Origin of the sequence: Streptomyces sp. Y2F8-2, assembly GCF_014905555.1 — a bacterium.
Taxonomy (GTDB): Bacteria; Actinomycetota; Actinomycetes; order Streptomycetales; family Streptomycetaceae; genus Streptomyces; species Streptomyces cynarae.
This window is the reverse complement of the sequence record NZ_BNGS01000007.1, coordinates 365,627-387,745: the sequence shown is the minus strand read 5'-3', so window position 1 is coordinate 387,745 and position 22,119 is coordinate 365,627. Positions and strand designations below refer to the sequence as shown.

General features: G+C 72.3%; 22 protein-coding genes. 12 read left to right on the top strand and 10 right to left on the bottom strand.

Annotation, left to right across the window (positions count from 1 at the left end):
* Window positions 1–3: 3 nt before the first annotated feature.
* A complete protein-coding gene (locus tag SY2F82_RS24995; RefSeq protein ID WP_200421409.1) occupies window positions 4–783 on the bottom strand; it encodes an ABC transporter permease in 780 nt (259 codons plus the stop codon).
* Complete coding sequence (locus tag SY2F82_RS24990; RefSeq protein WP_200421408.1) at window positions 780–1,724, bottom strand: ATP-binding cassette domain-containing protein; 945 nt, start codon at window positions 1,722–1,724, stop codon at window positions 780–782. The genes SY2F82_RS24995 and SY2F82_RS24990 overlap by 4 nt, the downstream gene beginning before the upstream one ends.
* Window positions 1,725–1,787: 63 nt before the next feature.
* Here SY2F82_RS24990 and SY2F82_RS24985 point away from each other — a divergent pair, with 63 nt between their 5' ends.
* On the top strand, window positions 1,788–2,510 hold the full coding sequence (locus SY2F82_RS24985; RefSeq protein WP_200421407.1) for a TetR/AcrR family transcriptional regulator C-terminal domain-containing protein: 723 nt from the start codon (window positions 1,788–1,790) through the stop codon (window positions 2,508–2,510).
* 7 nt (window positions 2,511–2,517) lie between these two features.
* Here SY2F82_RS24985 and SY2F82_RS24980 read toward each other — a convergent pair whose 3' ends face one another.
* The 3 genes from SY2F82_RS24980 to hmgA are packed head-to-tail and all read right to left on the bottom strand — an operon-like array spanning window position 2,518 to window position 5,786.
* Window positions 2,518–3,678 carry a type ISP restriction/modification enzyme gene (locus SY2F82_RS24980; protein WP_200421406.1) on the bottom strand — a complete coding sequence of 387 codons (1,161 nt, stop codon included), beginning with the start codon at window positions 3,676–3,678 and terminating at the stop codon, window positions 2,518–2,520.
* A gap of 12 nt (window positions 3,679–3,690) precedes the next feature.
* Window positions 3,691–4,440 (bottom strand): GntR family transcriptional regulator, encoded by a 750-nt coding sequence (locus tag SY2F82_RS24975; protein WP_200421405.1) that lies wholly within the window; start codon window positions 4,438–4,440, stop codon window positions 3,691–3,693.
* 26 nt (window positions 4,441–4,466) lie between these two features.
* Window positions 4,467–5,786, bottom strand: a complete 1,320-nt coding sequence (hmgA, locus tag SY2F82_RS24970) for a homogentisate 1,2-dioxygenase (protein WP_200421404.1) — start codon at window positions 5,784–5,786, stop codon at window positions 4,467–4,469.
* A gap of 183 nt (window positions 5,787–5,969) precedes the next feature.
* On the opposite strand from hmgA, the gene SY2F82_RS24965 reads away from it, so the two are divergent.
* From SY2F82_RS24965 to SY2F82_RS24935, 7 genes are all read left to right on the top strand, one after another.
* Window positions 5,970–6,527, top strand: a complete 558-nt coding sequence (locus SY2F82_RS24965) for a hypothetical protein (protein ID WP_200421403.1) — start codon at window positions 5,970–5,972, stop codon at window positions 6,525–6,527.
* Between the two features lie 84 nt (window positions 6,528–6,611).
* Window positions 6,612–7,232, top strand: coding sequence for a TetR/AcrR family transcriptional regulator (locus SY2F82_RS24960; protein ID WP_200421507.1), 621 nt, complete (start codon window positions 6,612–6,614; stop codon window positions 7,230–7,232).
* A 124-nt stretch (window positions 7,233–7,356) separates the two neighbouring features.
* Window positions 7,357–9,597, top strand: a complete 2,241-nt coding sequence (locus SY2F82_RS24955) for a molybdopterin oxidoreductase family protein (protein ID WP_200421402.1) — start codon at window positions 7,357–7,359, stop codon at window positions 9,595–9,597.
* Between the two features lie 123 nt (window positions 9,598–9,720).
* Entirely contained in the window at window positions 9,721–11,133 is a 1,413-nt protein-coding gene (locus tag SY2F82_RS24950; RefSeq protein ID WP_200421401.1) for a CitMHS family transporter, read from the top strand.
* A gap of 113 nt (window positions 11,134–11,246) precedes the next feature.
* Entirely contained in the window at window positions 11,247–12,467 is a 1,221-nt protein-coding gene (locus tag SY2F82_RS24945) for an MFS transporter (protein WP_200421400.1), read from the top strand.
* A 140-nt stretch (window positions 12,468–12,607) separates the two neighbouring features.
* The gene (locus SY2F82_RS24940) at window positions 12,608–14,005 is read left to right on the top strand and encodes an aldehyde dehydrogenase family protein (RefSeq protein ID WP_200421399.1); all 1,398 of its coding nucleotides are present in this window, start codon (window positions 12,608–12,610) and stop codon (window positions 14,003–14,005) included.
* 5 nt (window positions 14,006–14,010) lie between these two features.
* Entirely contained in the window at window positions 14,011–15,096 is a 1,086-nt protein-coding gene (locus SY2F82_RS24935) for a Zn-dependent alcohol dehydrogenase (RefSeq protein ID WP_200421506.1), read from the top strand.
* 21 nt (window positions 15,097–15,117) lie between these two features.
* On the opposite strand, the gene SY2F82_RS24930 is transcribed toward SY2F82_RS24935, so the two are convergent.
* The 3 genes from SY2F82_RS24930 to SY2F82_RS24920 form a co-directional block, all read right to left on the bottom strand.
* Window positions 15,118–16,050 carry a DMT family transporter gene (locus SY2F82_RS24930; RefSeq protein ID WP_200421505.1) on the bottom strand — a complete coding sequence of 311 codons (933 nt, stop codon included), beginning with the start codon at window positions 16,048–16,050 and terminating at the stop codon, window positions 15,118–15,120.
* 62 nt (window positions 16,051–16,112) lie between these two features.
* Window positions 16,113–16,982, bottom strand: coding sequence for a helix-turn-helix transcriptional regulator (locus SY2F82_RS24925; protein WP_200421398.1), 870 nt, complete (start codon window positions 16,980–16,982; stop codon window positions 16,113–16,115).
* Window positions 16,983–17,038: 56 nt separating this feature from the next.
* Entirely contained in the window at window positions 17,039–17,680 is a 642-nt protein-coding gene (locus SY2F82_RS24920; RefSeq protein WP_103839146.1) for a TetR/AcrR family transcriptional regulator, read from the bottom strand.
* 87 nt (window positions 17,681–17,767) lie between these two features.
* Here SY2F82_RS24920 and SY2F82_RS24915 point away from each other — a divergent pair, with 87 nt between their 5' ends.
* The 3 genes from SY2F82_RS24915 (at window position 17,768) to SY2F82_RS24905 (ending at window position 19,963) form a co-directional block, all read left to right on the top strand.
* The gene (locus SY2F82_RS24915; RefSeq protein ID WP_200421397.1) at window positions 17,768–18,919 is read left to right on the top strand and encodes an acyl-CoA dehydrogenase family protein; all 1,152 of its coding nucleotides are present in this window, start codon (window positions 17,768–17,770) and stop codon (window positions 18,917–18,919) included.
* A 60-nt stretch (window positions 18,920–18,979) separates the two neighbouring features.
* Entirely contained in the window at window positions 18,980–19,267 is a 288-nt protein-coding gene (locus SY2F82_RS24910; RefSeq protein WP_200421396.1) for a YiaA/YiaB family inner membrane protein, read from the top strand.
* 69 nt (window positions 19,268–19,336) lie between these two features.
* On the top strand, window positions 19,337–19,963 hold the full coding sequence (locus SY2F82_RS24905; RefSeq protein ID WP_200421395.1) for a TetR/AcrR family transcriptional regulator: 627 nt from the start codon (window positions 19,337–19,339) through the stop codon (window positions 19,961–19,963).
* Between the two features lie 20 nt (window positions 19,964–19,983).
* Here SY2F82_RS24905 and SY2F82_RS24900 read toward each other — a convergent pair whose 3' ends face one another.
* The gene (locus SY2F82_RS24900; protein ID WP_200421394.1) at window positions 19,984–20,445 is read right to left on the bottom strand and encodes a MaoC family dehydratase; all 462 of its coding nucleotides are present in this window, start codon (window positions 20,443–20,445) and stop codon (window positions 19,984–19,986) included.
* A gap of 115 nt (window positions 20,446–20,560) precedes the next feature.
* Here SY2F82_RS24900 and soxR point away from each other — a divergent pair, with 115 nt between their 5' ends.
* Complete coding sequence (gene soxR / locus SY2F82_RS24895; protein WP_200421393.1) at window positions 20,561–21,025, top strand: redox-sensitive transcriptional activator SoxR; 465 nt, start codon at window positions 20,561–20,563, stop codon at window positions 21,023–21,025.
* Between the two features lie 270 nt (window positions 21,026–21,295).
* Here soxR and SY2F82_RS24890 read toward each other — a convergent pair whose 3' ends face one another.
* Window positions 21,296–21,898 carry a hypothetical protein gene (locus SY2F82_RS24890; protein WP_200421392.1) on the bottom strand — a complete coding sequence of 201 codons (603 nt, stop codon included), beginning with the start codon at window positions 21,896–21,898 and terminating at the stop codon, window positions 21,296–21,298.
* Between the last annotated feature and the right edge of the window lie 221 nt (window positions 21,899–22,119).

The following is a 22,119-nucleotide window of genomic DNA, read 5'->3' as shown; positions in this document are numbered from 1 at the left end:
CGGTCACCGGGGCCGCGCGTAACGGCGGACGGCGAGCGGTGCGAACAGCGCGATCAGCACCGCGCACCAGGCGAGCGCTCCGGCGACGGGATGCGCCACCGGCCAGGCGGCTCCCCGGGGAACGGGCGCGTTCCCGAAGAGGTCCCGCAGGGCGGTGGTGACCGCGCTGATCGGGTTCCACTCGGCGAGGGTGCGCAGCCAGCCGGGCAGGTTGTCCGTGGGGATGTAGGCGTTGGACAGCAGCGGCAGGACGAAGGTCGCGCCGCCGAGCTGCCCGGCGGCCTCCTCGCTCCGGGTGAGCAGCCCGAGGAAGATCCCGATCCAGGTCGACGCGAACCGGAAGAGCAGCAGCAGTCCCACCGCACCCAGTGCCCCGGCCGCCGACCCCTCGACCCGCCAGCCCACGGCGAGCCCCACCAGCAGCAGGGGAACCGTCCCGGCGGCCGTGACGACGAGGTCGGCCACCGCCTGCGCGACCGGCACGGAAGCCCGGGTCACCGGCAGCGTCCGGAAGCGGTCCATCACGCCCCGGTGGGAGTCCTGGGCCGCCTGGAACATCCCGGTCATGACCCCGCCCGCGGCGGTCGCCACCAGCAGCCCCGGCACCAGGAAGCTCCGGTACTGCGCTCCGGGCATCGCCAGGGCGCTGCCGAAGACGTACCCGAAGAACAGCAGCATCGTGATCGGCATGGTCTGGCTGAGGATCGCGAGCCCGGGGTTGTTCCGCACCCTGCGCAGCTGCCTGCCCACCATCGCGGTGCCGTCGTACATCAGCGCGGTCATGCCACCAGCTCCTTGCCGGCCGTGAGACGGAGGAAGACGTCGTCGAGAGTCGGCGGGCGCAGACTCGCGTCGAGCAGCGGCACGCCCGCCGCGTCGAGTTCGCGCACCAGGCGCGGAAGAGTGAGGGTCGGGTCGGTGGTGACGGCGCCGACGGCGCCCCGGTCGTGGTCGAACGACGGCTCCGCGCCGGTGAGGTGGTCGAGGACGCCGGCGGCCTTCGTCAGGTCGTCCCGGTGGGCGACGACGACCTCGGCGTAGGAGCCGATGAGTGCCTTGAGGTGCGAGGGCGAGCCGGTGTGCGCGATCCGGCCCCGGTCCACCAGGGCGATGTCGTCGGCCAGGTGATCGGCCTCCTCAAGGTACTGCGTCGTCAGCAGCACGGTCGTCCCCTGCTCCTTCAGGGCACGCACGGCCTCCCAGATGCGGTTGCGGCCGGCCGGGTCCAGACCGGTGGTGGGCTCGTCGAGGAACAGCACGTCGGGGCGGTGGACCAGGCTCGCGGCCAGGTCGAGACGGCGCCGCATGCCCCCCGAGTAGGTGGACACGGGCCGGTCGGCCGCCTCGGTCAGGCCGAAGCGCTCCAGGAGCTCGCCGGCCCGCTCGGCGGGCCCCCGCACCCGGTGCAGACGGGCGAAGAGCCGCAGGTTCTGACGTCCGGTGAGGTCGCCGTCCAGCGACGCGTACTGCCCGGTGACGGCGATCCGCCGGCGCACGGCGTCCGGCTCCCGCAGCAGATCGTGGCCCGCGACCCGGGCCGACCCGGCGTCCGGGCGCAGCAGGGTGGTCAGCAGCCGGACGGCCGTGGTCTTGCCCGCGCCGTTGGGGCCGAGCAGCCCGCAGACCGTGCCCTGCGCCACCGCGAGATCCAGCCCACGGACGGCATGGACCTCACCGAAGCGTTTCTCCAGCCCCTCACTAAGTACAGCGTACGTAGTAGTCATGGGTCGACCATAGCGCACTACGTACGGTGTACGTAACTAGGATGGTGGTCGAGGTGATGACCGATGGCGGGCCGAGCGGCCGAACCCGAAGTGATCTGGGCGCGCCCCGAGCGAACCGGCCGAGGGCCCAAGCCCGGGTACAGCCGGGCCGACATCGCGGCCGCCGCCGTGCGGATCGCGGACGCCGAGGGGCTGGACGCGGTCTCGATGCGGCGCGTCGCCGCGGAGCTGGGCTGCGGCACGATGTCGCTGTACAACTACGTCCCCCGCAAGGAGGACCTGTACGAGCTGATGATGGACGCCGTCAGTGGCGAGCACGAGCTGTGGGAGCCGTCGGGGGACTGGCGCGCGGACATGCTGAGGGTCGCCCACCAGACCCGTGCGCTGATGCACCGTCATCCCTGGCTGCCGAGCCTGATGTCCCCGGTGTACGGGTTCAGTCCGAACGCCCTGCGCTACCTGGAACACTGCCTGGCCTGCCTGGACCCGGTCGCCGTGCCCTCCGGCACGAAGATGGAGCTGATCGCGATGATCAACGCCGTCGTGACCATGCACGCGGGGACCGAGCTGTCCACCGCGGAACGCACCCGGTCACTGCCGTGGTCGGCGCAGCAGGAGCATGCGGTGCGGACCGCCTACCTCGGGGCGCAGTTGGCGAGCGGCGCCTATCCGCGGATGGCGGCGGCCCTCGCCGGGTATTCCGAACCCGTCGATCTGGAAGCCGCGTTCGAGCGGACGCTGGGGAGGGTTCTCGACGCCTTCGATCCGGCCGGGAGCCGGCACTGAAGCAGCACTAGATCAGCGCGAACTGCCCCTCCGGGCCCTCCTCGTGGTGGTCCAGCACGGAGGCCGGGCGGCGGGCCGCCTCCGGTACCGGCAGCACCCCCGCCTTGCGCAGTTCGGTGGCCGTGAGGGGCGCCGTGACGTTCAACTGCGCCTGCTGCGGCCGTACTTCCGCCAGCAGGGCCAGGATCGTGATCAGTTCCAGCAGCTCCGACGTCCAGTTCTGCGGCCAGGTCCCCGGGCGGATCGCCGTCAGCGCGCCCGGCTCTCCCTCCGCCGTGCGGGCCGCGAACCACTGTTCCAGCACCCGGACACCGGCCACCTCGAAGTCCCAGGACTGAGGCGGTACCGGGGCGATGCGGCCCTCGTCCACGTGCAGGGTCTCCTCGTCACGGTCGTAGTGGAGGGTCAGGGGCCGGGAGGGGAGCGGGGCGCGGACGTAGGGGCGGCGCCCGCCGGGGAGCTTCGGGCGGTCGCCGTCGCGGCGCATCAGCCACAGCATGCGGCGGCCCAGTTCGACGCCCCGGGTCCACAGATCGGGGTCCGCGGTGAGGGGGACGGTGAGACCGGGGCGCACCGTCGCGATGATCCACGCCAGGACGTCCACGGGGGTGGGGGAGTGGCCGAGGCGGGACGCCAGGTGCTCCAGGAGGCCGGGGGCCAGGTTGGGTTCCCCGGCTCCGGGGCGGCGGTAGAGCGGGCGGATGCGGCCGGGGCGGGCCAGCGGCAGGAGCGACGTCGCGAGCAGGAGGGGGCCGCCCGCGTCCGTGGCCGTCTCCACGGCGAAGATCTGGTGCTCGTCCGCCACCCGCCACAGCTCCGGCCGCGCGGTGTCGATCAGGCGGTGGTCGGGGATCAGCCACTGCTCGTCGAAGGGGGCCAGCAGGACGCGTATCGGCTCCGAACAGGGTCCCGACGCGCGCGACAGCTTCTCCGTGCCGCTCGTCTGGCCGGGCAGTCGGCCGACCGCCGAGTGCAGGGTGCGCGAGCGCGTCGGCTCGAACAAGGCCTCCCGGTCGGGGCCGTCGGCCTTCAGGAGGGCGTCCCAGCGGGCCTTGAGGGACGCCGCGTCCGGCGCCGAGGGCCAGGCACGGCCCGGCCGCAGGGGTGCGACGGACCACGGCATGAGGTCCGCGAGCAGCGGAGCGTCGTCGTGCGTCACGCTGGGCATCGTACGACGTGGTCAGGTGGCCTCGAGGGTGACCGTGAAGGAGAAACGGTCCCCCCGGTAGTGGATGACGGCCACGTCCAGCGCGCGCCCGTCGCCGTCATAGGTCACCCCCGTGTAATGCAGGATCGGGCTGAGCAGCGGGACTTGGAGGAGCTGGGCCGTCTCCGGGTCCGCGAGCCGGGCCTCCACGGTGTCCGTGATGCGGCTGATGTCCGCACCCACGACGTCCCGCAGCACCTTGGTCATCGGCCAGCGCACCAGGTCGTCGAGGTCGATGCGCTCGGCCAGTTCGGGACGTACGTAGTTGCGGGCGTGGTTGGTCGGCTCACCCGTCTTCTCGTCGCTGCGCAGCCGGTGGTACGTCGCCACCTCGGCCAGATCCGGGAAGTGCTCGGCGAGTTCGCCCGGCACCGGGCGCCCGCCGTGGTCGAGCAGTTCCGTCGTCATACCGGACTGCTGGGCGACGATCGCGTCCACCGAACCCAGCAGCCGCACCGGGGCGCCCCTTTGCGCGCTGGGCTCGATGAACGTGCCGCGCCGGCGGTGGCGTGTGATGAGGCCCTCGTCCTCCAGTTCCTTCAGCGCCTGCCGCATGGTCAGCACGCTGACCCCGTAGTGCCCCGCCAGCTGCTCCTCGGTGGGCAGGCGCAGCGGATCCCCGGGCGCGCGGCCGAGTATCGAGGCACGCAGCGACTGCGACACCTGGTACCAGAGCGGCAGCTTGCGGTTCAGGACGATCGAGTCGGGGGCGAAGGAGGTCACGGGCCATCCGTACCGGTAGGGAGTCCTCAGTGCAAGGGCGAGCGGAAGTGGCGTTCGAGGCCCTGCCACACGTCGTCGTACCCGTGTTGCAGGTGCTCCGCCCGGGCGGCCTGCGGGGTGAGGGTCACCGGCCAGCGCGTCTCGAACATGAACGCCAGTCCGTCGTCGATCTTCTGCGGCCCGAGCTCGGCCGCGCTCGCCCTCTCGAACGTCTCGCGGTCCGGGCCGTGCGCCGACATCATGTTGTGCAGCGAGCCGCCGCCCGGCACGAAGCCCTCCGCTTTCGCGTCGTAGGCGCCCTCGATCAGGCCCATGTACTCGCTCATCACGTTCCGGTGGAAGTACGGCGGCCGGAACGTGTCCTCGCCCACCAGCCAGCGCGGCGCGAAGACCACGAAGTCGACGCCCGCCAGACCGGGGGTGTCGGACGGGGACGTGAGCACCGTGAAGATGGACGGGTCCGGGTGGTCGTACGAGATGGTCCCCAGCACATTGAAACGGCGCAGGTCGTAGATGTACGGCACATGGTTGCCGTGCCAGGCGACGACGTCGAGCGGCGAGTGGTCGTAGGTGGCCGTCCAGAGGTTGCCGCAGAACTTGTTCACCACCTCCACCGGACCGTCGACGTCCTCGTACGCGGCGACGGGCGCCCGGAAATCGCGGGCGTTCGCCAGGCCGTTGGCGCCGATCGGGCCGAGGTCGGGGAGACGGAAGGGTGCGCCGTAGTTCTCGCAGACGTATCCGCGGGCCGACTCATCAAGCAGCTCCACACGGAAGCGCACCCCGCGCGGGATCAACGCCACATGGGCGGGCTCCATGTGCAGCATCCCGAACTCGGTGTGCAGCAGCAGCCCGCCGCGCTCCGGGACGATCAGCAGTTCGCCGTCGGCGTCGCTGAAGACGCGGTCCATGGAGGCGTTGGCGTGGTACAGGTGCACGGCCATGCCGGAGCGCTGGGTGGCGTCCCCGTTGCCCCCGAGGGTCCACAGGCCGGCCAGGAAGTCGGTTCCCGGCGGCGGCTCGGGCAGCGGGTTCCACCGCAGCCGGTTCGGGTCGGGCACCGACTCGGTGAAGGGTGCCGTACGGATGGCGCCGTTGTCCGTACGGGTGAACGCGGGGTGCGCCGCCGAGGGGCGGATCCGGTACAGCCACGAGCGGCGGTTGTGCGCCCTCGGCTCGGTGAACGCCGTACCGCTCAGCTGTTCCGCGTACAGCCCGAGCGGGGCGCGCTGCGGTGAGTTGCGGCCCTCGGGCAGGGCGCCCGGGACCGCCTCCGAGCTGTGCTCGTTGCCGAACCCGGAGAGATAGGACAGCCCCTCCGCGATCTTCCTCGCGTCCCCGCTCATCACCGCTCCCTCGTCGCTGATTCCTATGCATCACCGTAGGATTCGGCGGACGGGTGCGCAAGGGGGGAGGGGGTGGAGCGGAGGTGGAGAAGCGGGTGGAGGCCGAGTGCGACTGGCGGGGGACATGAGAACCCGACTTCAGGGGGATCCGGTCGTCCGGGAGGGCGCAATAGGCTCTCCGGCATGTCGTGGACGCGCGGAATGCTCGTCGCGCTCGCGGTGGGTGCCCTGCTCGGCGGCTCGGCGGGCTGCGCCTCCAGCGAGGCGCACGAGCGGAAGGGCGAGGTGTCGGCCTCGCCGGTGGGCAAGGTACTGGACGACACGGACGAGGAAGGGCGGCACTACCGTGAGATCGGCAAGAAGGACGCGCCCCGGGTGGCGATCGAGGTGCAGCCGGCCTCGGGTGGCGCCTGGGACGTGCGGCTGACGCTCCGCCGCTTCCGCTTCTCCCCTCCGGGTGTGCGCCCGGTGGCCGTGGCGGGCCGCGGCACGGCCCGGCTCTACCTGGACGGCCACGCCCTGACCCGGCTGCGCACCCCGGACTACCGCCTGCCCGGCCGGCTGGTCCCGCGCGGCACGCACCACGTCACGGCCCGGCTGTACGCGGACGACCAGACGGTCTGGGCCGTGGACGGCAAGCCGGTGGAGAGCACGGCTGACATCACGGTGTCCGCGACGGACGAGACCCCGAGCCCGGCGTCCGGCGCGCAGCAGACGCCGAGCCCCGCGAGTGCGGGATGAACTCCGCGCACGCCCGGTGAGTGCAGAGGCCACCGATTCCCGTACAGAGGAGCGAGGTTCACCTGCACCCGGCGGAAAGGCATGATGAAGCCCGTGCCCCAAGCGACATCGCTGCGCCGCGCGCCCGTCCAGCGCCGTAGCGCCGAACGACTGACCAGAATCCTCGACGCCTGCGCCGACCTGCTCGACGAGGTCGGTTACGACGCCCTCAGCACCCGGGCCGTGGCCCTGCGCGCGGGCGTCCCCATAGGCTCCGTCTACCGCTTCTTCGGCAACAAGCGGGCCATGGTCGACGCCCTGGCCGAACGGAACCTGGAGCGCTACACCGAGCGCGTCGCCCACCGCCTGGCCGAGGCGCAGGGCGAGGGCGGCTGGCGCACCGCCATGGACGCCATGCTCGACGAGTACCTGGACATGAAGCGCACGGCACCGGGGTTCTCCCTCGTCGACTTCGGCAACCAGATCCCGGTCGGCGCCCGCTACGCCGAGCCGAACCACCGCGTCGCCGACCGCCTGACCGAACTGCTGTCGGCGTACCTCGGCCGAGAACCGGACGAGGCCCTGCGCCGCACGCTGCTGATCGCGGTGGAAACCGCGGACACCCTGGTCCACCTGGCCTTCCGGGTGTCCGCGGAGGGCGACGAGAAGATCATCGCGGAGATGCGGGAGCTGCTGCGGGCCTACCTGGCCAGGGCGCTCGACTAGCCGGCCCCGTGGTGCGCTGTGGCGGGAGTCACCGTGCGGTCCGAGGACTCCCCAGCGTGCATACCGGTCGGTATGCTCGCCCTGTTCGTGCGTCATCCTCGTCACCGTCCCACCGGGAGGACCCGTGTCCCGCACCGCCCTGCGCATCTGCCCCCTCTGCGAGGCCACCTGCGGGCTGACGCTCACCATCGAGGACACCCGGGTCACCGGCGCGCGCGGCGACCGGGACGACGTGTTCAGCAAGGGGTTCATCTGCCCGAAGGGTGCCTCGTTCGGGGCCGCCGACTCCGACCCGGACCGGCTGCGCGGGCCCCTCGTGCGCCGGGACGGGGAGTTGCGCGAGGCCACCTGGGAGGAGGCCTTCGACGCCGTCGCCGCCGGGCTGCGACCGGTCGTCGAGCAGTACGGGCCGCACGCCGTCGGCGTCGTCCTGGGCAACCCCAACGTGCACACGATGGCCGGCGGCCTCTACCCGCCCGTCCTGCTCGCCGGTCTCGGCACCCGCAGCGTCTTCACCGCCTCCACGCTGGACCAGATGCCCAAGCACGTCTCCAGCGGGCTGCTCTACGGGGACGCGAACGCCATCCCCGTGCCCGACCTCGACCGCACGGACCACCTGCTGCTGATCGGCGCCAACCCCCTCGAGTCCAACGGCAGTCTGTGCACCGCTCCCGACTTCCCCGGCCGGCTGAAGGCCCTCAAGGCCCGCGGCGGCACCCTCACCGTGATCGACCCGCGCCGCACCCGCACCGCCCGGCTCGCCGACCGGCACGTGGCGATCCGCCCCGGCACCGACGCGCTGCTGCTCGCGGCGATGGCGCAGGTCCTGTTCGAGGAAGAGCTCGTCGACCTCAAGGACCTCGCCCCGCATGTCCAGGGAGTCGACGAACTGGCCGCGACCCTGCGGGACTTCACCCCCGAAGCCGCCGCGACGGCGTGCGACGTCGACGCCGGCACCATCCGCGCCCTCGCCCGGGAGCTCGCCGCCGCCCCCACGGCCGCCGTCTACGGCCGCATCGGCAGCTGCACCGTCCCGCACGGCACCCTCGCCAGCTGGCTTGTCGACGTCCTCAACGTCCTGACCGGCAACCTCGACCGGCCCGGCGGTGCCCTCTTCCCGCTGTCGGCCACCGACAGGACGCCCCGGCCCGCCGGACCCGGCCGCGGCTTCGCGCTCGGCCGCTGGCACTCGCGGGTGCGCCGGCACCCCGAGGCCAAGGGCGAGCTGCCGATCTCCGCACTCGCCGAGGAGATCGACACCGCCACCGACGAGGGCAGCCCGATCCGCGCCGTCATAGCGGTCGCCGCCAACCCCGTGCTCTCCGCCCCGGACGGCGACCGCCTCGACAAGGCGCTCGGCTCACTCGACTTCATGGTCAGCGTCGACCCGTATCTGAACGAGACCTCGCGCCACGCGCACGTCGTGCTGCCGCCGCCCCCGCCCTCCCAGGCACCGCACTTCGACTTCGCCTTCAACACGCTCGCCGTGCGCAACCAGGTCCGCTACACCCGCGCCGCCGTCCCGCTGGAGCCCGGCCGCATGGCGGAGACCGAGATCCTCGCGCGGCTGGTGCTCGCCGCGACGGGCATGCATGGCGCCGACCCTTCCGCCGTCGACGACCTCGTCATCGGACAGACCCTCGGCAAGGCCGTCACCGAGGCCCACTCGCCCGTCCACGGCCGCGACCCGAAGGAGCTTGCCGCGCAGCTCAGCGGCGACAGCGGCCCCGAACGGCGGCTCGACATGATGCTGCGCCTCGGCCCGTACGGCGAGGGGTTCGGCGCCCGGCCCGACGGGCTCACCCTCGAGAAGCTGCTCGCCCACCCGCACGGCATCGACCTCGGCCCCCTCGAGCCCCGGCTGCCGCAGCCGCTGAAGACCGTCAGCGGCAAGGTCGAGCTGCTGCCGGGGCCCATCGCGGACGACCTGCCGCGCCTGAAGCAGGCACTGAGCGAACGCGCCGACGGGCTCGTGCTCGTGGGGCGGCGCCATCTGCGGTCCAACAACAGCTGGTTGCACAACGTGCCCGCCCTCACCGGCGGCTCCAACCGCTGCACCCTGCACATCCACCCCGAGGACGCCGAGCGGCTCGGACTCCTCGAAGGCGCTCCCGTACGGGTCAAGGGCGCCGGGGGAGAGGTCACCGCGCCCGTCGAGATCACCGACGGCATCCGGCCCGGTGTCGTCAGCCTTCCGCACGGCTGGGGCCACGACCGGCCCGGCACCCGGATGAGCCACGCCGCCCTCGACCCCGGCGTCAACGTCAACCAGCTCCTCGACGGCAGTCTGCTCGACCCGCTGTCGGGCAACGCGGTGCTCAACGGCGTGCCCGTCGAGCTCGCGCCTCTTCCCGCACCCCGTTGACCTGGAATTTTGCGCTTATTGCTCGCACGTCACCTACTTGTTAACCGTTCTTGACGCGACCTAACGTCAACGCACCCCCGGCCCCCGTGGGGGTGTTCAAGGGCGAACGTTAGGTATCCACTCATGCTGACCATCCTCGGCTTCGCCATGATCGCGACCTTCCTGGTCCTGATCATGATGAAGAAGATGTCGCCGATCGCGGCGCTCGTGCTGATCCCCGCGCTGTTCTGCGTGTTCGTCGGCAAGGGCGCCAAGCTCGGTGACTACGTCATCGACGGCGTCACCGGCCTCGCGCCCACCGCGGCGATGCTCATGTTCGCGATCGTCTACTTCGGTGTGATGATCGACGTCGGTCTCTTCGACCCGATCGTGCGGAGCATCCTGCGCTTCTGCAAGGCCGACCCGCTCCGCATCGTCGTCGGCACGGCGGTCCTCGCCGCGATCGTCTCCCTCGACGGCGACGGCTCCACCACCTTCATGATCACGGTCTCGGCGATGTACCCGCTGTACAAGCGCCTGAAGATGAGCCTGGTCGTGATGACCGGTGTCGCCGCCATGGCCAACGGCGTGATGAACACCCTGCCGTGGGGCGGTCCCACCGCCCGCGCCGCGACCGCGCTGAAGCTGGACGCCAGCGACATCTTCGTGCCGATGATCCCCGCCCTCGCCGTCGGCCTGCTGGGCGTCTTCGCCCTCGCGTACGTCCTCGGCCGCCGCGAGCGCAAGCGGCTCGGCACGCTGACACTGGACGAGGTCCTGGAGCCGCAGGAGGCCGAGACGGTGCTCGTCGGGGCGGGCGGCTCCGGCGGCGCTACAGGCAAGGGACGCACGGCCACCGGCGCCTCCGGCTCCGGCACGGACGCCGACGCTCCCGAGTCCGCCGCCGAGGACGGCTTCCAGGGCCTCGACCCCAACCGGTCCACCCTGCGCCCCAAGCTGTACTGGTTCAACGCGCTGCTCACGGTCGCCCTGCTCACCGCCATGATCATGGAGTGGCTGCCGATCCCGGTCCTTTTCCTGCTCGGCGCCGCACTCGCGCTCACCGTCAACTTCCCGCACATGCCCGACCAGAAGGCCCGCCTCGCCGCGCACGCCGAGAACGTCCTCAACGTCTCCGGCATGGTCTTCGCCGCCGCCGTCTTCACCGGCGTCCTGCAGGGCACCGGCATGGTCGAGCACATGGCCGAGTGGCTGGTGGACAACGTCCCGGACGGCATGGGCCCGCACATGGCCCTCGTCACCGGCGTGCTGAGCATCCCGCTCACGTACTTCATGTCCAACGACGGGTTCTACTTCGGCATCCTGCCGGTGCTCGCCGAGGCGGGCCAGGCGCACGGTGTCTCCAGCCTGGAGATCGCCCGCGCATCGCTGATCGGCCAGCCGCTGCACATGTCCAGCCCGCTGGTGCCCGCCGTCTACGTCCTCGTCGGCATGGCCAAGGTGGAGTTCGGCGACCACACGCGGTTCGTGGTCAAGTGGGCCGCGCTGACATCGCTGGTGGTCCTCGGGGCGGGAATCCTGTTCGGCATCATCTGAATCGCTCGTTGTCCGATCGCTCGTTGTCCGATCGCTCGTTGTCCGATCACGCGTAGTCCGATCACGCGTAGTCCGATCGCTCGTTGTCCCGTCATTCGTTGGAGGACGTCCTCATGGGGCCCGGTGGGAACCGCGGCTGGCTGCTCCGCCTCGTCATCGCCTTCGGCTTCGCGCAGGGGGCGGTGTCGATGGCCCGGCCCGCCGTCTCCTACCGGGCCCTCGCCCTGGGCGCGGACGACCGCGCGGTCGGAGTCATCGCCGGTGTGTACGCGCTGCTGCCGCTGTTCGCCGCCGTACCGCTGGGCCGCCGTACGGACCACGGCCGGTGCATGCCGCTGCTGGTGACCGGTGTGGTCCTGATCTCCGGCGGCTGCGCGCTCAGCGGGGCCGCGGGCTCCCTCGCGGCGATGGCCGCGTGGAGCGGCGTGATGGGCCTCGGCCACCTGTGCTTCGTCATCGGCGCCCAGTCGATCGTGGCCCGCCGGTCGGAGCCCCACGAACAGGACCGCAACTTCGGCCACTTCACCATCGGCGCCTCCCTCGGACAGCTCGTCGGCCCGATCGCCGCCGGCGCCCTGATCCACGGCCCGGACCGGGCGGCCACCAGCGCGCTCGCCCTGCTGGTGGCGGGTGCGGGCGCCGCGGTCGCGTTCACCTCCCTGTGGCGCATCGAGCGCCGTACGGCCACGACGGCCCGTACCGCGCGCGGCGACCGCGTCCCCGTGCACCGCATCCTGCGCGCCCGCGGTGTACCGGCCGGCATCCTGATCAGCCTCGCCGTGCTGTCCGCCACGGACATCCTCACCGCGTACCTGCCCGTCGTCGGCGACCACCGCGGCATCGCCCCGGCGGTCGTCGGCCTGCTGCTGAGCCTGCGCGCGGCGGCCACCATCGCCTGCCGTCTCGTCCTCACGCCGCTGCTGCGGCTGCTCGGCCGGGCCGTCCTGCTCGCCCTGACCTGCCTGGTGGCGGCGCTGCTGTGTGCCGGGATCGCGCTGCCGGTGCCGGTGTGGGCGCTCGGCGCGATGCTCACCGTGCTCGGGTTCTGCCTGGGTGTCGGGCAGCCGCTGTCCATGACGACCGTCGTGCAGGCCGCACCCGACGACGCCCGCTCCACCGCCCTCGCCCTGCGGCTGACCGGCAACCGCCTCGGCCAGGTCGCCGCGCCCGCCGCGGCGGGACTGGTGGCCGGAGTGGCGGGCGTGGCCGCGCCGTTCGCGATGCTGGGCGCGCTGCTGCTGGTCTCCTCCGGGATCGCGCTGCGTTCGCCCGCGAGGGAGCCACACGGGGCGGACTCGTCCGCGCGGCGGGACGCGGCGGCGGGCCGGACCTGAAGCCGCCTTTGGACCGTCCCTCACGGCCGACCCGATCCGGAGGGCAGGCCCTACGCTGACCTCCCGGAGCCCCCTGGCGCCACAAAACTACCGGCGCTAGTTTGGGGCGCGGACGACGCTGCCCGCCCAGGAGGAAGACCATGAAGGCACATGACGGCATGTACATCGACGGCGCCTGGCGCCCCGCCGTCGGCGCGGACACCATCGAGGTCGTGAACCCGGCCGACGAGCAGGTCATCGGCCGGGTCCCGGCGGGCACCGCCGAGGACGTCGACGCCGCCGTACGCGCCGCCCGTGCCGCCTTCCCCGGCTGGGCCGCCACCGCCCCGGCCGAGCGGGCCGCCCGGCTCGCAGCCCTGCGCGACGTGCTCGTCGCCCGGAAGGACGAGATCGCCGAAACGGTGACGGCGGAGCTGGGCTCCCCGCTCCCGTTCTCGCAGAACGTGCAGGTCGGCCTGCCGATCGCGGTCGCGGGATCGTACGCCGAACTGGCCGCCACGTACTCCTTCGAGGAGAAGGTCGGCAACTCCACGGTCTACCAGGAGCCGGTCGGGGTCGTCGGCGCCATCACCCCCTGGAACTACCCCCTCCACCAGATCGTCGCCAAGGTCGCCCCGGCGCTGGCGGCGGGCTGCACGGTCGTCCTCAAACCGGCCGAGGACACCCCGCTGACCGCCCAGCTCTTCGCGGAGGCCGCCCACGAGGCGGGCGTGCCGGCCGGGGTCTTCAACCTGGTCACCGGCCTCGGCCCGGTCGCGGGCCAGGCGCTCGCCGAGCACCCGGGTGTCGACCTGGTCTCCTTCACCGGCTCCACGGTCGTCGGCCGGCGGATCGGCGCCACGGCGGGAGCGGCCGTGAAGAAGGTGGCCCTGGAACTGGGCGGCAAGTCCGCGAACGTCATCCTGCCGAGTGCGGACCTCGCCAAGGCGGTCAACGTGGGCGTCGCGAACGTCATGTCCAACTCCGGCCAGACGTGCAGCGCGTGGACGCGGATGCTGGTGCACCGGGAGCGGTACGAGGAGGCGGTCGAGCTCGCTGCGACGGCCGCGGCGAAGTACGGGGACCGCATCGGCCCGGTGGTGAACGCCGGGCAGCAGGCGCGGGTGCGCGGTTACATCGAGAAGGGCCTCGCGGAGGGCGCCCGCCTGGTCGCGGGCGGCCCCGAATCCCCCCGGGAGCGCGGCTACTTCGTGCAGCCCACCGTCTTCGCCGACGTCACCCCCGAGATGACGATCGCGCAGGAGGAGATCTTCGGCCCCGTACTGGCGATCCTCCCCTACGAGGACGAGCAGGACGCCCTGCGGATCGCCAACGGCACGGTGTACGGGCTGGCCGGCGCGGTATGGGCCGGGGACGACGCGGAGGCGGTCGCGTTCGCGCGACGCATGGAGACCGGGCAGGTCGACATCAACGGCGGACGCTTCAACCCCCTCGCCCCCTTCGGCGGTTACAAGCAGTCCGGGGTCGGCCGCGAACTGGGCGCACACGGCCTCGCCGAGTACCTGCAGACCAAGTCCCTCCAGTTCCAGGAGCGTTGAGCCAGATGGTCGTCCGTGCCGCTGTACTGCCCGCCGTCGGTGCCCCGCTGGAGGTCACCGGGATCGAGCTGCCCGAGCCCGGCCCCGGCCAGGTCCGGGTCCGGCTCGCCGCCGCCGGGGTCTGCCACTCCGACCTGTCCCTGTCCAACGGCACCATGCGGGTGCCGGTGCCCGCCGTCCTCGGCCACGAGGGCGCGGGCACGGTGGTGTCGGTGGGGGAGGGCGTCACCCATGTCGCCCCCGGTGACGGAGTGGTCCTCAACTGGGCGCCGTCCTGCGGGAGCTGCCACGCCTGCGCACGGGGCGAGGTGTGGCTGTGCGCCGACGCGCTCACCGGCGCCGGTGCCGTCCACGCCCGCCGCGCGGACGACGGCACGGATCTGCACCCCGGTCTGAACGTGGCCGCGTTCGCGGAGGAGACCGTGGTCGCGGCGTCCTGCGTGCTCCCGGCCCCGGACGGGGTGCCGCTGACCGACGCGGCCCTGCTGGGCTGCGCCGTCCTCACCGGATACGGCGCCGTGCACCACGCGGCGATGGTACGGCCGGGGGAGACGGTCGCGGTGTTCGGCGTCGGCGGGGTGGGCCTCGCGGCCCTCCAGGCGGCGCGGATCGCGGGCGCCGAGAGGATCGTCGCGGTGGACGTGTCCCCCGCGAAGGAGGAGTTGGCGCGAGGGGCGGGCGCGACGGACTTCCTGCTCGCCTCCGACACCACGCCCCGCGAGATCCGCGGCCTCACCGGCAAGCAGGGCGTCGACGTGGCGGTCGAGTGCGTGGGCCGGGCGGCCACCATCCGCGCCGCCTGGGACTCCACCCGCCGCGGCGGCCGTACGACGGTCGTCGGCATCGGCGGCAAGGACCAGCAGGTCACCTTCAACGCCCTGGAGATCTTCCACTGGGGCCGCACGCTGACGGGCTGTGTCTACGGCAACTCCAACCCGGCCGAGGACCTGCCGGTCCTGGCCGAGCACGTCCGGGCGGGCCGCCTGGACCTGGGCGCGCTGGTGACGGAACGGATCGCGCTGGAGGGCATCCCGGCCGCCTTCGAGAACATGCTGGCGGGCAAGGGCGGCCGGGCGCTGGTGGTGTTCTGAAGCCCGGGTTCGTCCTGTGCCCTAGGACTCGGCGGCCGGTACCTGCTCGGGCGTGGCGTGCGGTTCCGGGGCCGGAGGCGGTGTGCGGGGACGCGACCGTGACACCGACACTCCGGCCAGGCACAGCGCGCCACCCGCGAGCGTGACCGGACCCGGGACCTCCTGGAGGAAGAGCCAGGACATCAGGACCACCAGCGCGGGCACCGTGTACGTCGTCGCGCCCATGCGGCTCGCGGTCGTACGGGCCAGGGCGTACGCCCAGGTGGTGAAGGCGAGCGCGGTCGGAAAGACGCCCAGGTAGACCATGTTGAGCGTGGCGGACACCGGCGCGTGGGCCGCGTCGTGCACCAGCTGTCCGGCGAACGGCAGACAGGCCACCGCGCCCACCAGACACCCGAACGTCGTCGCCTGAAGCGCGCTCGCCGCACCCAGCGCGGGCTTCTGCGCGACGACACCGGCCGCGTAGGCGCCCGCGGCGAGCAGACACAGCACCACCCCGAGCACCGAGGAGCCACCGTCACCCGACATCGACAGGCCCACGGTCACGGCACCGGCGAAGGACACCGCCATGCCCGCGAGCAGCCGCGGCGGCATGGCGTCCCCCAGCAGCCGCGCACCGAGCAGCGCGATCAGGATCGGCCCGATGTTCACCACCAGCGCGGCGGTCCCGGCGTCGACCTGCTGCTCGCCCCAGTTGAGCACGACCATGTAGAAGCCGAACCACAGCAGCCCGGATATCGCGATCCCGCGCCACGCCGCACGCGGCGGCAACCCCTCCCGCCGCAGGAGACAGATCACCCCCAGCGCCAGTGCCCCGGCCAGCAGCCGACCGAGGGCCAGCGCGCCCGGCGCGTACGCGGCGCCCGCGCTGCGGATCGAGACGAAGGCGGAGGCCCACAGCAGCACGGTGACGGTGGCCGCGCCGGCGGCCAGACGCGAGGGGGAGGCGTTCATCATTCTCCAGAGGCTAGGAGGGCAGGGGCGGGAATGCTCGCGGATTTCGGACCTCACGGGGCTCAGCGCAGCGCCGCCGCCTCGATCCCGAGCAGCCGCGACAGCGCGTGCTCGCCCTCGGCCGTGACCTTCACGGCCCGCTCGGAGCCGATGCGGACGCACCAGCCCGCGTCCAGGGCGTGCCGGCACAGCGCGGCGCCCGCGGCACCCGCGAGATGGGGGCGACGCTCGGTCCAGTCGAGGCAGGCGCGGGCCAGGGGCCTGCGGCCCTTGCGGTGGAGGCGGATTCCGGCGGTGTCGAACCAGGCCAGGCCCGCGTCGGTCAGCGCGAACCCGCTGTCTTGGCTCGTCCGCCTCTGGGGCGCTCCAGCCGGTGTCGAGAGCCCGACCGTGCTCGACCCTTCGGGGCTCCGCGCTCCCCCACGCCCGGCTTCGCTCACGCGGGGGGACCCCCATGGGCTCTCGGCACCGTCGGGCCCCTCCGGCTCCCTCGTGGCACGCAGCAGTCCCCGCGCGGTCAGCGCATCCGTCACGGCGATGCCGAGCCGCCCCGCGAGGTGGTCGTAGCAGGTGCGCCCGCGGGCCATCGCGGACCCGGCGCTCGCCTCCCGCAGCGTGCGCGGACGCCCGGCCCCGCCGTCCGGCGCCACCTGCGCGGCGAGGTCCTCGACGATCTGGGCGACCCGCGCGTCGGCGAGCCGTACATACCGGTGCCGTCCCTGCCGCTCCTCCGCGAGCAGCCCGCCCGCGACGAGCTTGCCCAGGTGCTCGCTCAGCGTCGAGGCGGCGACCCCGGCGTGCCGCGCCAGCTCACCGGCGGTCCACGCACGTCCGTCGAGCAGTGCCAGCAGACAGGCGGCCCGCGTCTCGTCGGCGATCAGCCCCGCGAGCCCGGCGAGGCGGGCCGCCGTACCGTCCTTCCGCTTCGTCATGCGTCCAGCATCGACCACGGACACTTCGGCGCCCGCCGAAGTATGCCCCGCCTGCGCTACACGGGGCGCTTCACCTGCTCGTACTGCCGCTCCAGTCCGTCGAGCAGTGCCGCCAGCCCCGTCTCGAAGGCCCGTTCGTCGATCTTCTCCTGCTGCTCGGCGAGGAGGTGGGCCTGCCCGAGGTGGGGATAGTCGGCCGGGTCGTACGCCGCCGCGTCGTCGACGAAACCGCCCGCGAACGAGCCGAGAGCCGAGCCCATCACGAAGTAGCGCATCAGCGCGCCGATGGAGGTGGCCTGCGCGGGCGGCCAGCCCGCGTCGACCATCGCCCCGTAGACCGCGTCCGCGAGGCGCAGCGCGGCCGGGCGACGGCCGGGCCCGCGGGCCAGGACGGGCACGATGTTCGGGTGGTCACGCAGCGCGGCCCGGTAGGAGACCGCCCAGTCGTGCAGCGCGGTCCGCCAGGGCCGGCCGTCCTCGAACATCGACAGATCGACCTGCGCGCTCACCGAGTCGGCGACCGCCTCCAGGATCTCGTCCTTGGTGCGGAAGTGGTTGTACAGCGACGGGCCGCTGACCCCGAGTTCGGCGGCGAGCCGGCGCGTGGAGACGGCCGCGAGGCCTTCCGCGTCCACCAGCGCCCGCGCCGTGGCGACGATGCGGTCGGTGCTGAGGAGGGGCTTGCGCGGTCGGGCCATGGCGCACATAGTAGGGCTGCGCTGGAAAACTAGCAGCGCTAATTTAAATGTGCCGCATTCAATGATCTGCCCGAGGGGTGACGTGTCGTGAACCTGGAGCTGAGCGAGGAGCAGGTGGCCGTGCGACGGCTGGCCGAGGACTTCGTGACCCGCGAGATCGCCCCGCACGTCGTCGCCTGGGACCGGGCGGAGGAAGTGGACCGCTCGATCGTCAAGAAGCTCGGCGAGGTCGGCTTCCTCGGGCTCACGATCGACGAGGAGTACGGCGGCTCGGGCGGCGACCACCTCGCGTACTGCCTGGTGACCGAGGAACTGGGGCGCGGCGACTCGTCCGTGCGCGGAATCGTGTCCGTCTCGCTCGGCCTGGTCGCCAAGACGATCGCCGCCTGGGGGAGCGAGGAGCAGAAGCGCCGCTGGCTGCCGGGGCTGACGTCCGGGGAGTACGTCGGCTGCTTCGGGCTCACCGAACCGGGCACCGGATCCGACGCGGGCAACCTCGCCACCAGGGCGGTACGCGACGGCGACCACTACGTGATCAACGGCACCAAGATGTTCATCACCAACGGCACCTGGGCCGACGTCGTCCTCCTCTTCGCCCGCTCCACCGACGCCCCCGGTCACCGGGGCGTCTCCGCCTTCCTCGTCCCCACCGACACCCCCGGCCTGACCCGCCGCGCCGTCCACGGCAAGCTCGGCCTGCGCGGCCAGGCGACCGCCGAACTGGTCCTTGAGGACGTCCGCGTCCCCGCCTCCGCGATGCTGGCCCCGGAGGGCAAGGGTTTCTCCGTCGCCATGTCCGCGCTCGCCAAGGGCCGGATGTCGGTGGCGGCGGGCTGCGTCGGCATAGCCCGGGCCGCGCTGGAGGCGGCGGTGACGTACGCAGGCGAACGGGAGCAGTTCGGGAGGACCATCGCCCACCACCAGCTCGTCCAGGAACTCCTCAGCGACATCGCCGTCGACGTGGACGCCGCACGGCTGCTGACCTGGCGCGTCGCCGACCTGATCGACCGCGGACTGCCCTTCGCCGTCGAGTCCTCCAAGGCCAAGCTGTTCGCCTCCGAGGCAGCCGTCCGCGCCGCGAACAACGCCCTGCAGGTCTTCGGCGGCTACGGCTACATCGACGAGTACCCGGTGGGCAAACTGCTGCGCGACGCCCGGGTGATGACCCTCTACGAGGGCACCAGCCAGATCCAGAAACTGGTCATCGGGCGGGCGCTGACGGGGGTTTCGGCGTTCTGAGTACCGCTTTGAGTACGCGTGCGGATGTGCCGGCGCCGCCGTCCGCCGACCCTGGTCCCCATGAGTGAGACTCCGGTCAGACAGCAGAACACGGCCGCCTTCTACGGGCAGGCCGTGGCGTCCTTCGCCATCGCCCTGGTGGCCACCGCCGTCGGGATCTTCCGACTGCACGCGGACGCCTGGGTGCGGGCCTTCCTCGGGATCGCCGTCCTGTACCTGGTGACCTCCGCCTTCACCCTCGCCAAGGTGATCCGGGACCGCCAGGAGGCCGGGCAGATCGTCAGCCGGGTCGACCAGGCCAGGCTGGAGAAGCTGCTCGCCGAGCACGACCCCTTCGAAAAGCTCTGAGCGGGCACGCTAAGCGCCCGCTCACCGTCGGAGGTATGGTGTTCGTCCTGCCAGTGGAAGGGGCGAACGATGAGTACGGCGGAGGAGACACCCGGCGGCGAGGTGGAGCCGTGGACCGAGGTGACCCCGGATGCGGCCCGGCGGCTGCTGATCGCCGCGGTCGAGGCCTTCGCCGAACGCGGCTACCACGCCACGACGACCCGTGACATCGCGGGACGCGCCGGTATGAGCCCGGCCGCGCTCTACATCCACTACAAGACCAAGGAAGAGCTGCTTCACCGCATCAGCCGCATCGGCCACGACAAGGCCCTGGAGATCCTGCGCACGGCGGCCCGGCGCGAGGGCAGCGCGACCGAGCGGCTCGCCGACGCCGTGAGCTCCTTCGTCCGCTGGCACGCCGGGCGGCGCACCACCGCGCGGGTGGTGCAGTACGAACTGGACGCGCTCGGCCCGGACGCCCGCGCCGAGATCCTGGCACTGCGCCGCCAGGTGGACGCCGAGGTGCGCGGGATCGTCGAGGACGGCGTGGCCGCGGGCGAGTTCGAGGTGCTGGACGTGAAGGGGACGACGCTGGCCATCCTCTCCCTGTGCATCGACGTCGCCCGCTGGTTCAACGTCGAAGGGTCCCGGACCCCCGAGGAGGTCGGCGCGCTCTACGCCGACCTCGTGCTGCGGATGGTGGGGGCGCGGAAGTAGCACCCCCACCCGGTCCGGGGTCAGAGGTAGTAGCGCGCGACCGACTCGGCGACGCACACCGGCTTGTCGCCGCCCTCGCGCTCCACGGTGAAGGCGACGGCCACCTGCACGCCGCCCTGCACCTCCTCGACGCCGGAGATCGTCGCGGTGGCGCGCACCCGGGAGCCGACCGGCACCGGGGCGGGGAAACGGACCTTGTTGGTGCCGTAGTTGACGCCCATCTTCACGCCTTCCACCTTGATCAGCTGCGGCCCGAACAACGGGAGCAGCGACAGGGTGAGGTAGCCGTGCGCGATGGTGGTCCCGAAGGGGCCCTGGGCCGCCTTCTCCGGATCCACATGGATCCACTGGTGGTCGCCGGTCGCCTCCGCGAACAGGTCGATCCGCTTCTGGTCGATCTCCAGCCAGTCGGTGTACCCCAGTTGCTCGCCCACCGCCGCCTTCAGCTCGTCGGCGGACGTGAAGGTCCTCGGCTCTGCCATGTTCCCGGCCTCTCGCGTCACGAAATCACGATGTCTAAGCAACTGCTTAGCATGGTCGGGTGCGGCACCGGTGTCAACGGACGACGCCTGTGCCGCGGTGGGTAGGCTCTGGAAGGTGCCCCAGATCCCGGAGAAGATCCACGAGCTGACCGTCGGCCAGTTGTCCGCCCGCAGCGGCGCCGCCGTCTCCGCCCTGCACTTCTACGAGTCCAAGGGTCTGATCAGCAGTCGCCGCACCGCGGGCAACCAGCGCCGCTACTCCCGGGACGCACTGCGCAGGGTCGCCTTCGTACGGGCGGCGCAACGGGTGGGCATCCCGCTGGCCACGATCCGCGACGCGCTGGGGCAGCTACCGGAGGAGCGCACACCCACCCGCGAGGACTGGGCCCGCCTCTCCGCGGCCTGGCGCTCCGAACTGGACGAACGCATCAAGCAGCTGAGCCGCCTGCGGGACCACCTGACCGACTGCATCGGCTGCGGGTGCCTCTCTCTGGAGACGTGCGTGCTGTCCAACCCGGACGATGTGTTCGGCGAACGGCAGTCAGGCTCCCGCCTGCTGGTGGAACGCCGCAAGCGGTAGCCCCCCGCCGCCCTGCGGGCAGTCGTGTCTCCCCCAGAGCCCTGACGGCCTGGGGGACCCCAGGGCTGCACGGGTGGGCGCCGGGGCCACGCCCTGTTCGACGAGCTGGGGGAGGCGCCCCGCAGACGCCGGGCTGCGCACGTCCTCCCGGCTCACCCCGGCACAGGGCACCCGTCGGCCCGCGGCTCACCTCTGCGCCCTGTCCCGGTGGGTCAGGAGCCGCTGACAACGGGGGTGCGGCATCCCCGGCGCACCCCCACGATCCGGTCCCTAGGCCGACACGAGCAGCCGCGCGCGCCTGGTCCGTGCCAGGGTCCCGGGTGTCAGCACGTGAGACGGCACCAGGATGCCGCAGTCCGTGCAGACCGGGCCCGACGACGGCTCATGGGCCAGGTCGTATCTCCACGTGAGGCGCTCACCGGCGCACACCGGACACGACGAGCCCGGCTCGCGCTCCAGTGCGGCGATGAGCCGGCGCAGCACCTCCGCCAGCGGTTCATGAGGGTGGACCCGCGGGTCGTCGCACCACGCGACCCCGAAACCGCCCCACGTCAGCCGGTGCCAGTCGTCCACACTCCCCGGCCGGCGCAGCCCGTCGTGCTTCTCCTTCCTGCGGCGCTCCGTGAACTCGGCCTCGTAGGCGAGCCACACGGACCGGGCCTCCTCCAGTTCCTCCAGTGCGGCCACGAGCCGCGCCGGATCGGGGGAGCGGTCCTCGGGCCCGAACCCGGCCCGGGAGCACAGGTGGTCCCAGGTCGCCCTGTGCCCGTAGGGGGCGAACTTCTCCAGGCACTTGCGCAGTGAGTAGCGCCGTAGTGCCAGATCGCACCTCGGATCACGGACCTGTCTCGCCAGACTCCGGAAACCGGCCATCGCCCTGCACCTCCGTCACAACTGCACCTGTACTTCGGTCACTTCGGCGTCGTCCTGGGGACGTCGCCGAATAGACGTATCGACACGCGATTCGGCTCCATCGGATTTCCGATGACCTCCAAAAGCACTTGCCGGACGGTTGAAAAACTGACGCATGTTCATCTTCAATCGCGGGGATACCGGCGGTAACGTCCGCCCGCCCACTCCCCCGAGCTCTCGGC

Coding starts and splice junctions, on each gene's coding strand:
- SY2F82_RS24995 (WP_200421409.1), bottom strand. CDS start 783: ATGACCGCGCTGATGTACGACGGCACCGCGATGGTGGGCAGGCAGCTG.
- SY2F82_RS24990 (WP_200421408.1), bottom strand. CDS start 1,724: ATGACTACTACGTACGCTGTACTTAGTGAGGGGCTGGAGAAACGCTTC.
- SY2F82_RS24985 (WP_200421407.1), top strand. CDS start 1,788: ATGGCGGGCCGAGCGGCCGAACCCGAAGTGATCTGGGCGCGCCCCGAG.
- SY2F82_RS24980 (WP_200421406.1), bottom strand. CDS start 3,678: ATGCCCAGCGTGACGCACGACGACGCTCCGCTGCTCGCGGACCTCATG.
- hmgA (WP_200421404.1), bottom strand. CDS start 5,786: ATGAGCGGGGACGCGAGGAAGATCGCGGAGGGGCTGTCCTATCTCTCC.
- SY2F82_RS24965 (WP_200421403.1), top strand. CDS start 5,970: ATGTCGTGGACGCGCGGAATGCTCGTCGCGCTCGCGGTGGGTGCCCTG.
- SY2F82_RS24960 (WP_200421507.1), top strand. CDS start 6,612: ATGAAGCCCGTGCCCCAAGCGACATCGCTGCGCCGCGCGCCCGTCCAG.
- SY2F82_RS24950 (WP_200421401.1), top strand. CDS start 9,721: ATGCTGACCATCCTCGGCTTCGCCATGATCGCGACCTTCCTGGTCCTG.
- SY2F82_RS24945 (WP_200421400.1), top strand. CDS start 11,247: ATGGGGCCCGGTGGGAACCGCGGCTGGCTGCTCCGCCTCGTCATCGCC.
- SY2F82_RS24940 (WP_200421399.1), top strand. CDS start 12,608: ATGAAGGCACATGACGGCATGTACATCGACGGCGCCTGGCGCCCCGCC.
- SY2F82_RS24935 (WP_200421506.1), top strand. CDS start 14,011: ATGGTCGTCCGTGCCGCTGTACTGCCCGCCGTCGGTGCCCCGCTGGAG.
- SY2F82_RS24930 (WP_200421505.1), bottom strand. CDS start 16,050: ATGAACGCCTCCCCCTCGCGTCTGGCCGCCGGCGCGGCCACCGTCACC.
- SY2F82_RS24925 (WP_200421398.1), bottom strand. CDS start 16,982: ATGACGAAGCGGAAGGACGGTACGGCGGCCCGCCTCGCCGGGCTCGCG.
- SY2F82_RS24920 (WP_103839146.1), bottom strand. CDS start 17,680: ATGGCCCGACCGCGCAAGCCCCTCCTCAGCACCGACCGCATCGTCGCC.
- SY2F82_RS24910 (WP_200421396.1), top strand. CDS start 18,980: ATGAGTGAGACTCCGGTCAGACAGCAGAACACGGCCGCCTTCTACGGG.
- SY2F82_RS24905 (WP_200421395.1), top strand. CDS start 19,337: ATGAGTACGGCGGAGGAGACACCCGGCGGCGAGGTGGAGCCGTGGACC.
- SY2F82_RS24900 (WP_200421394.1), bottom strand. CDS start 20,445: ATGGCAGAGCCGAGGACCTTCACGTCCGCCGACGAGCTGAAGGCGGCG.
- SY2F82_RS24890 (WP_200421392.1), bottom strand. CDS start 21,898: ATGGCCGGTTTCCGGAGTCTGGCGAGACAGGTCCGTGATCCGAGGTGC.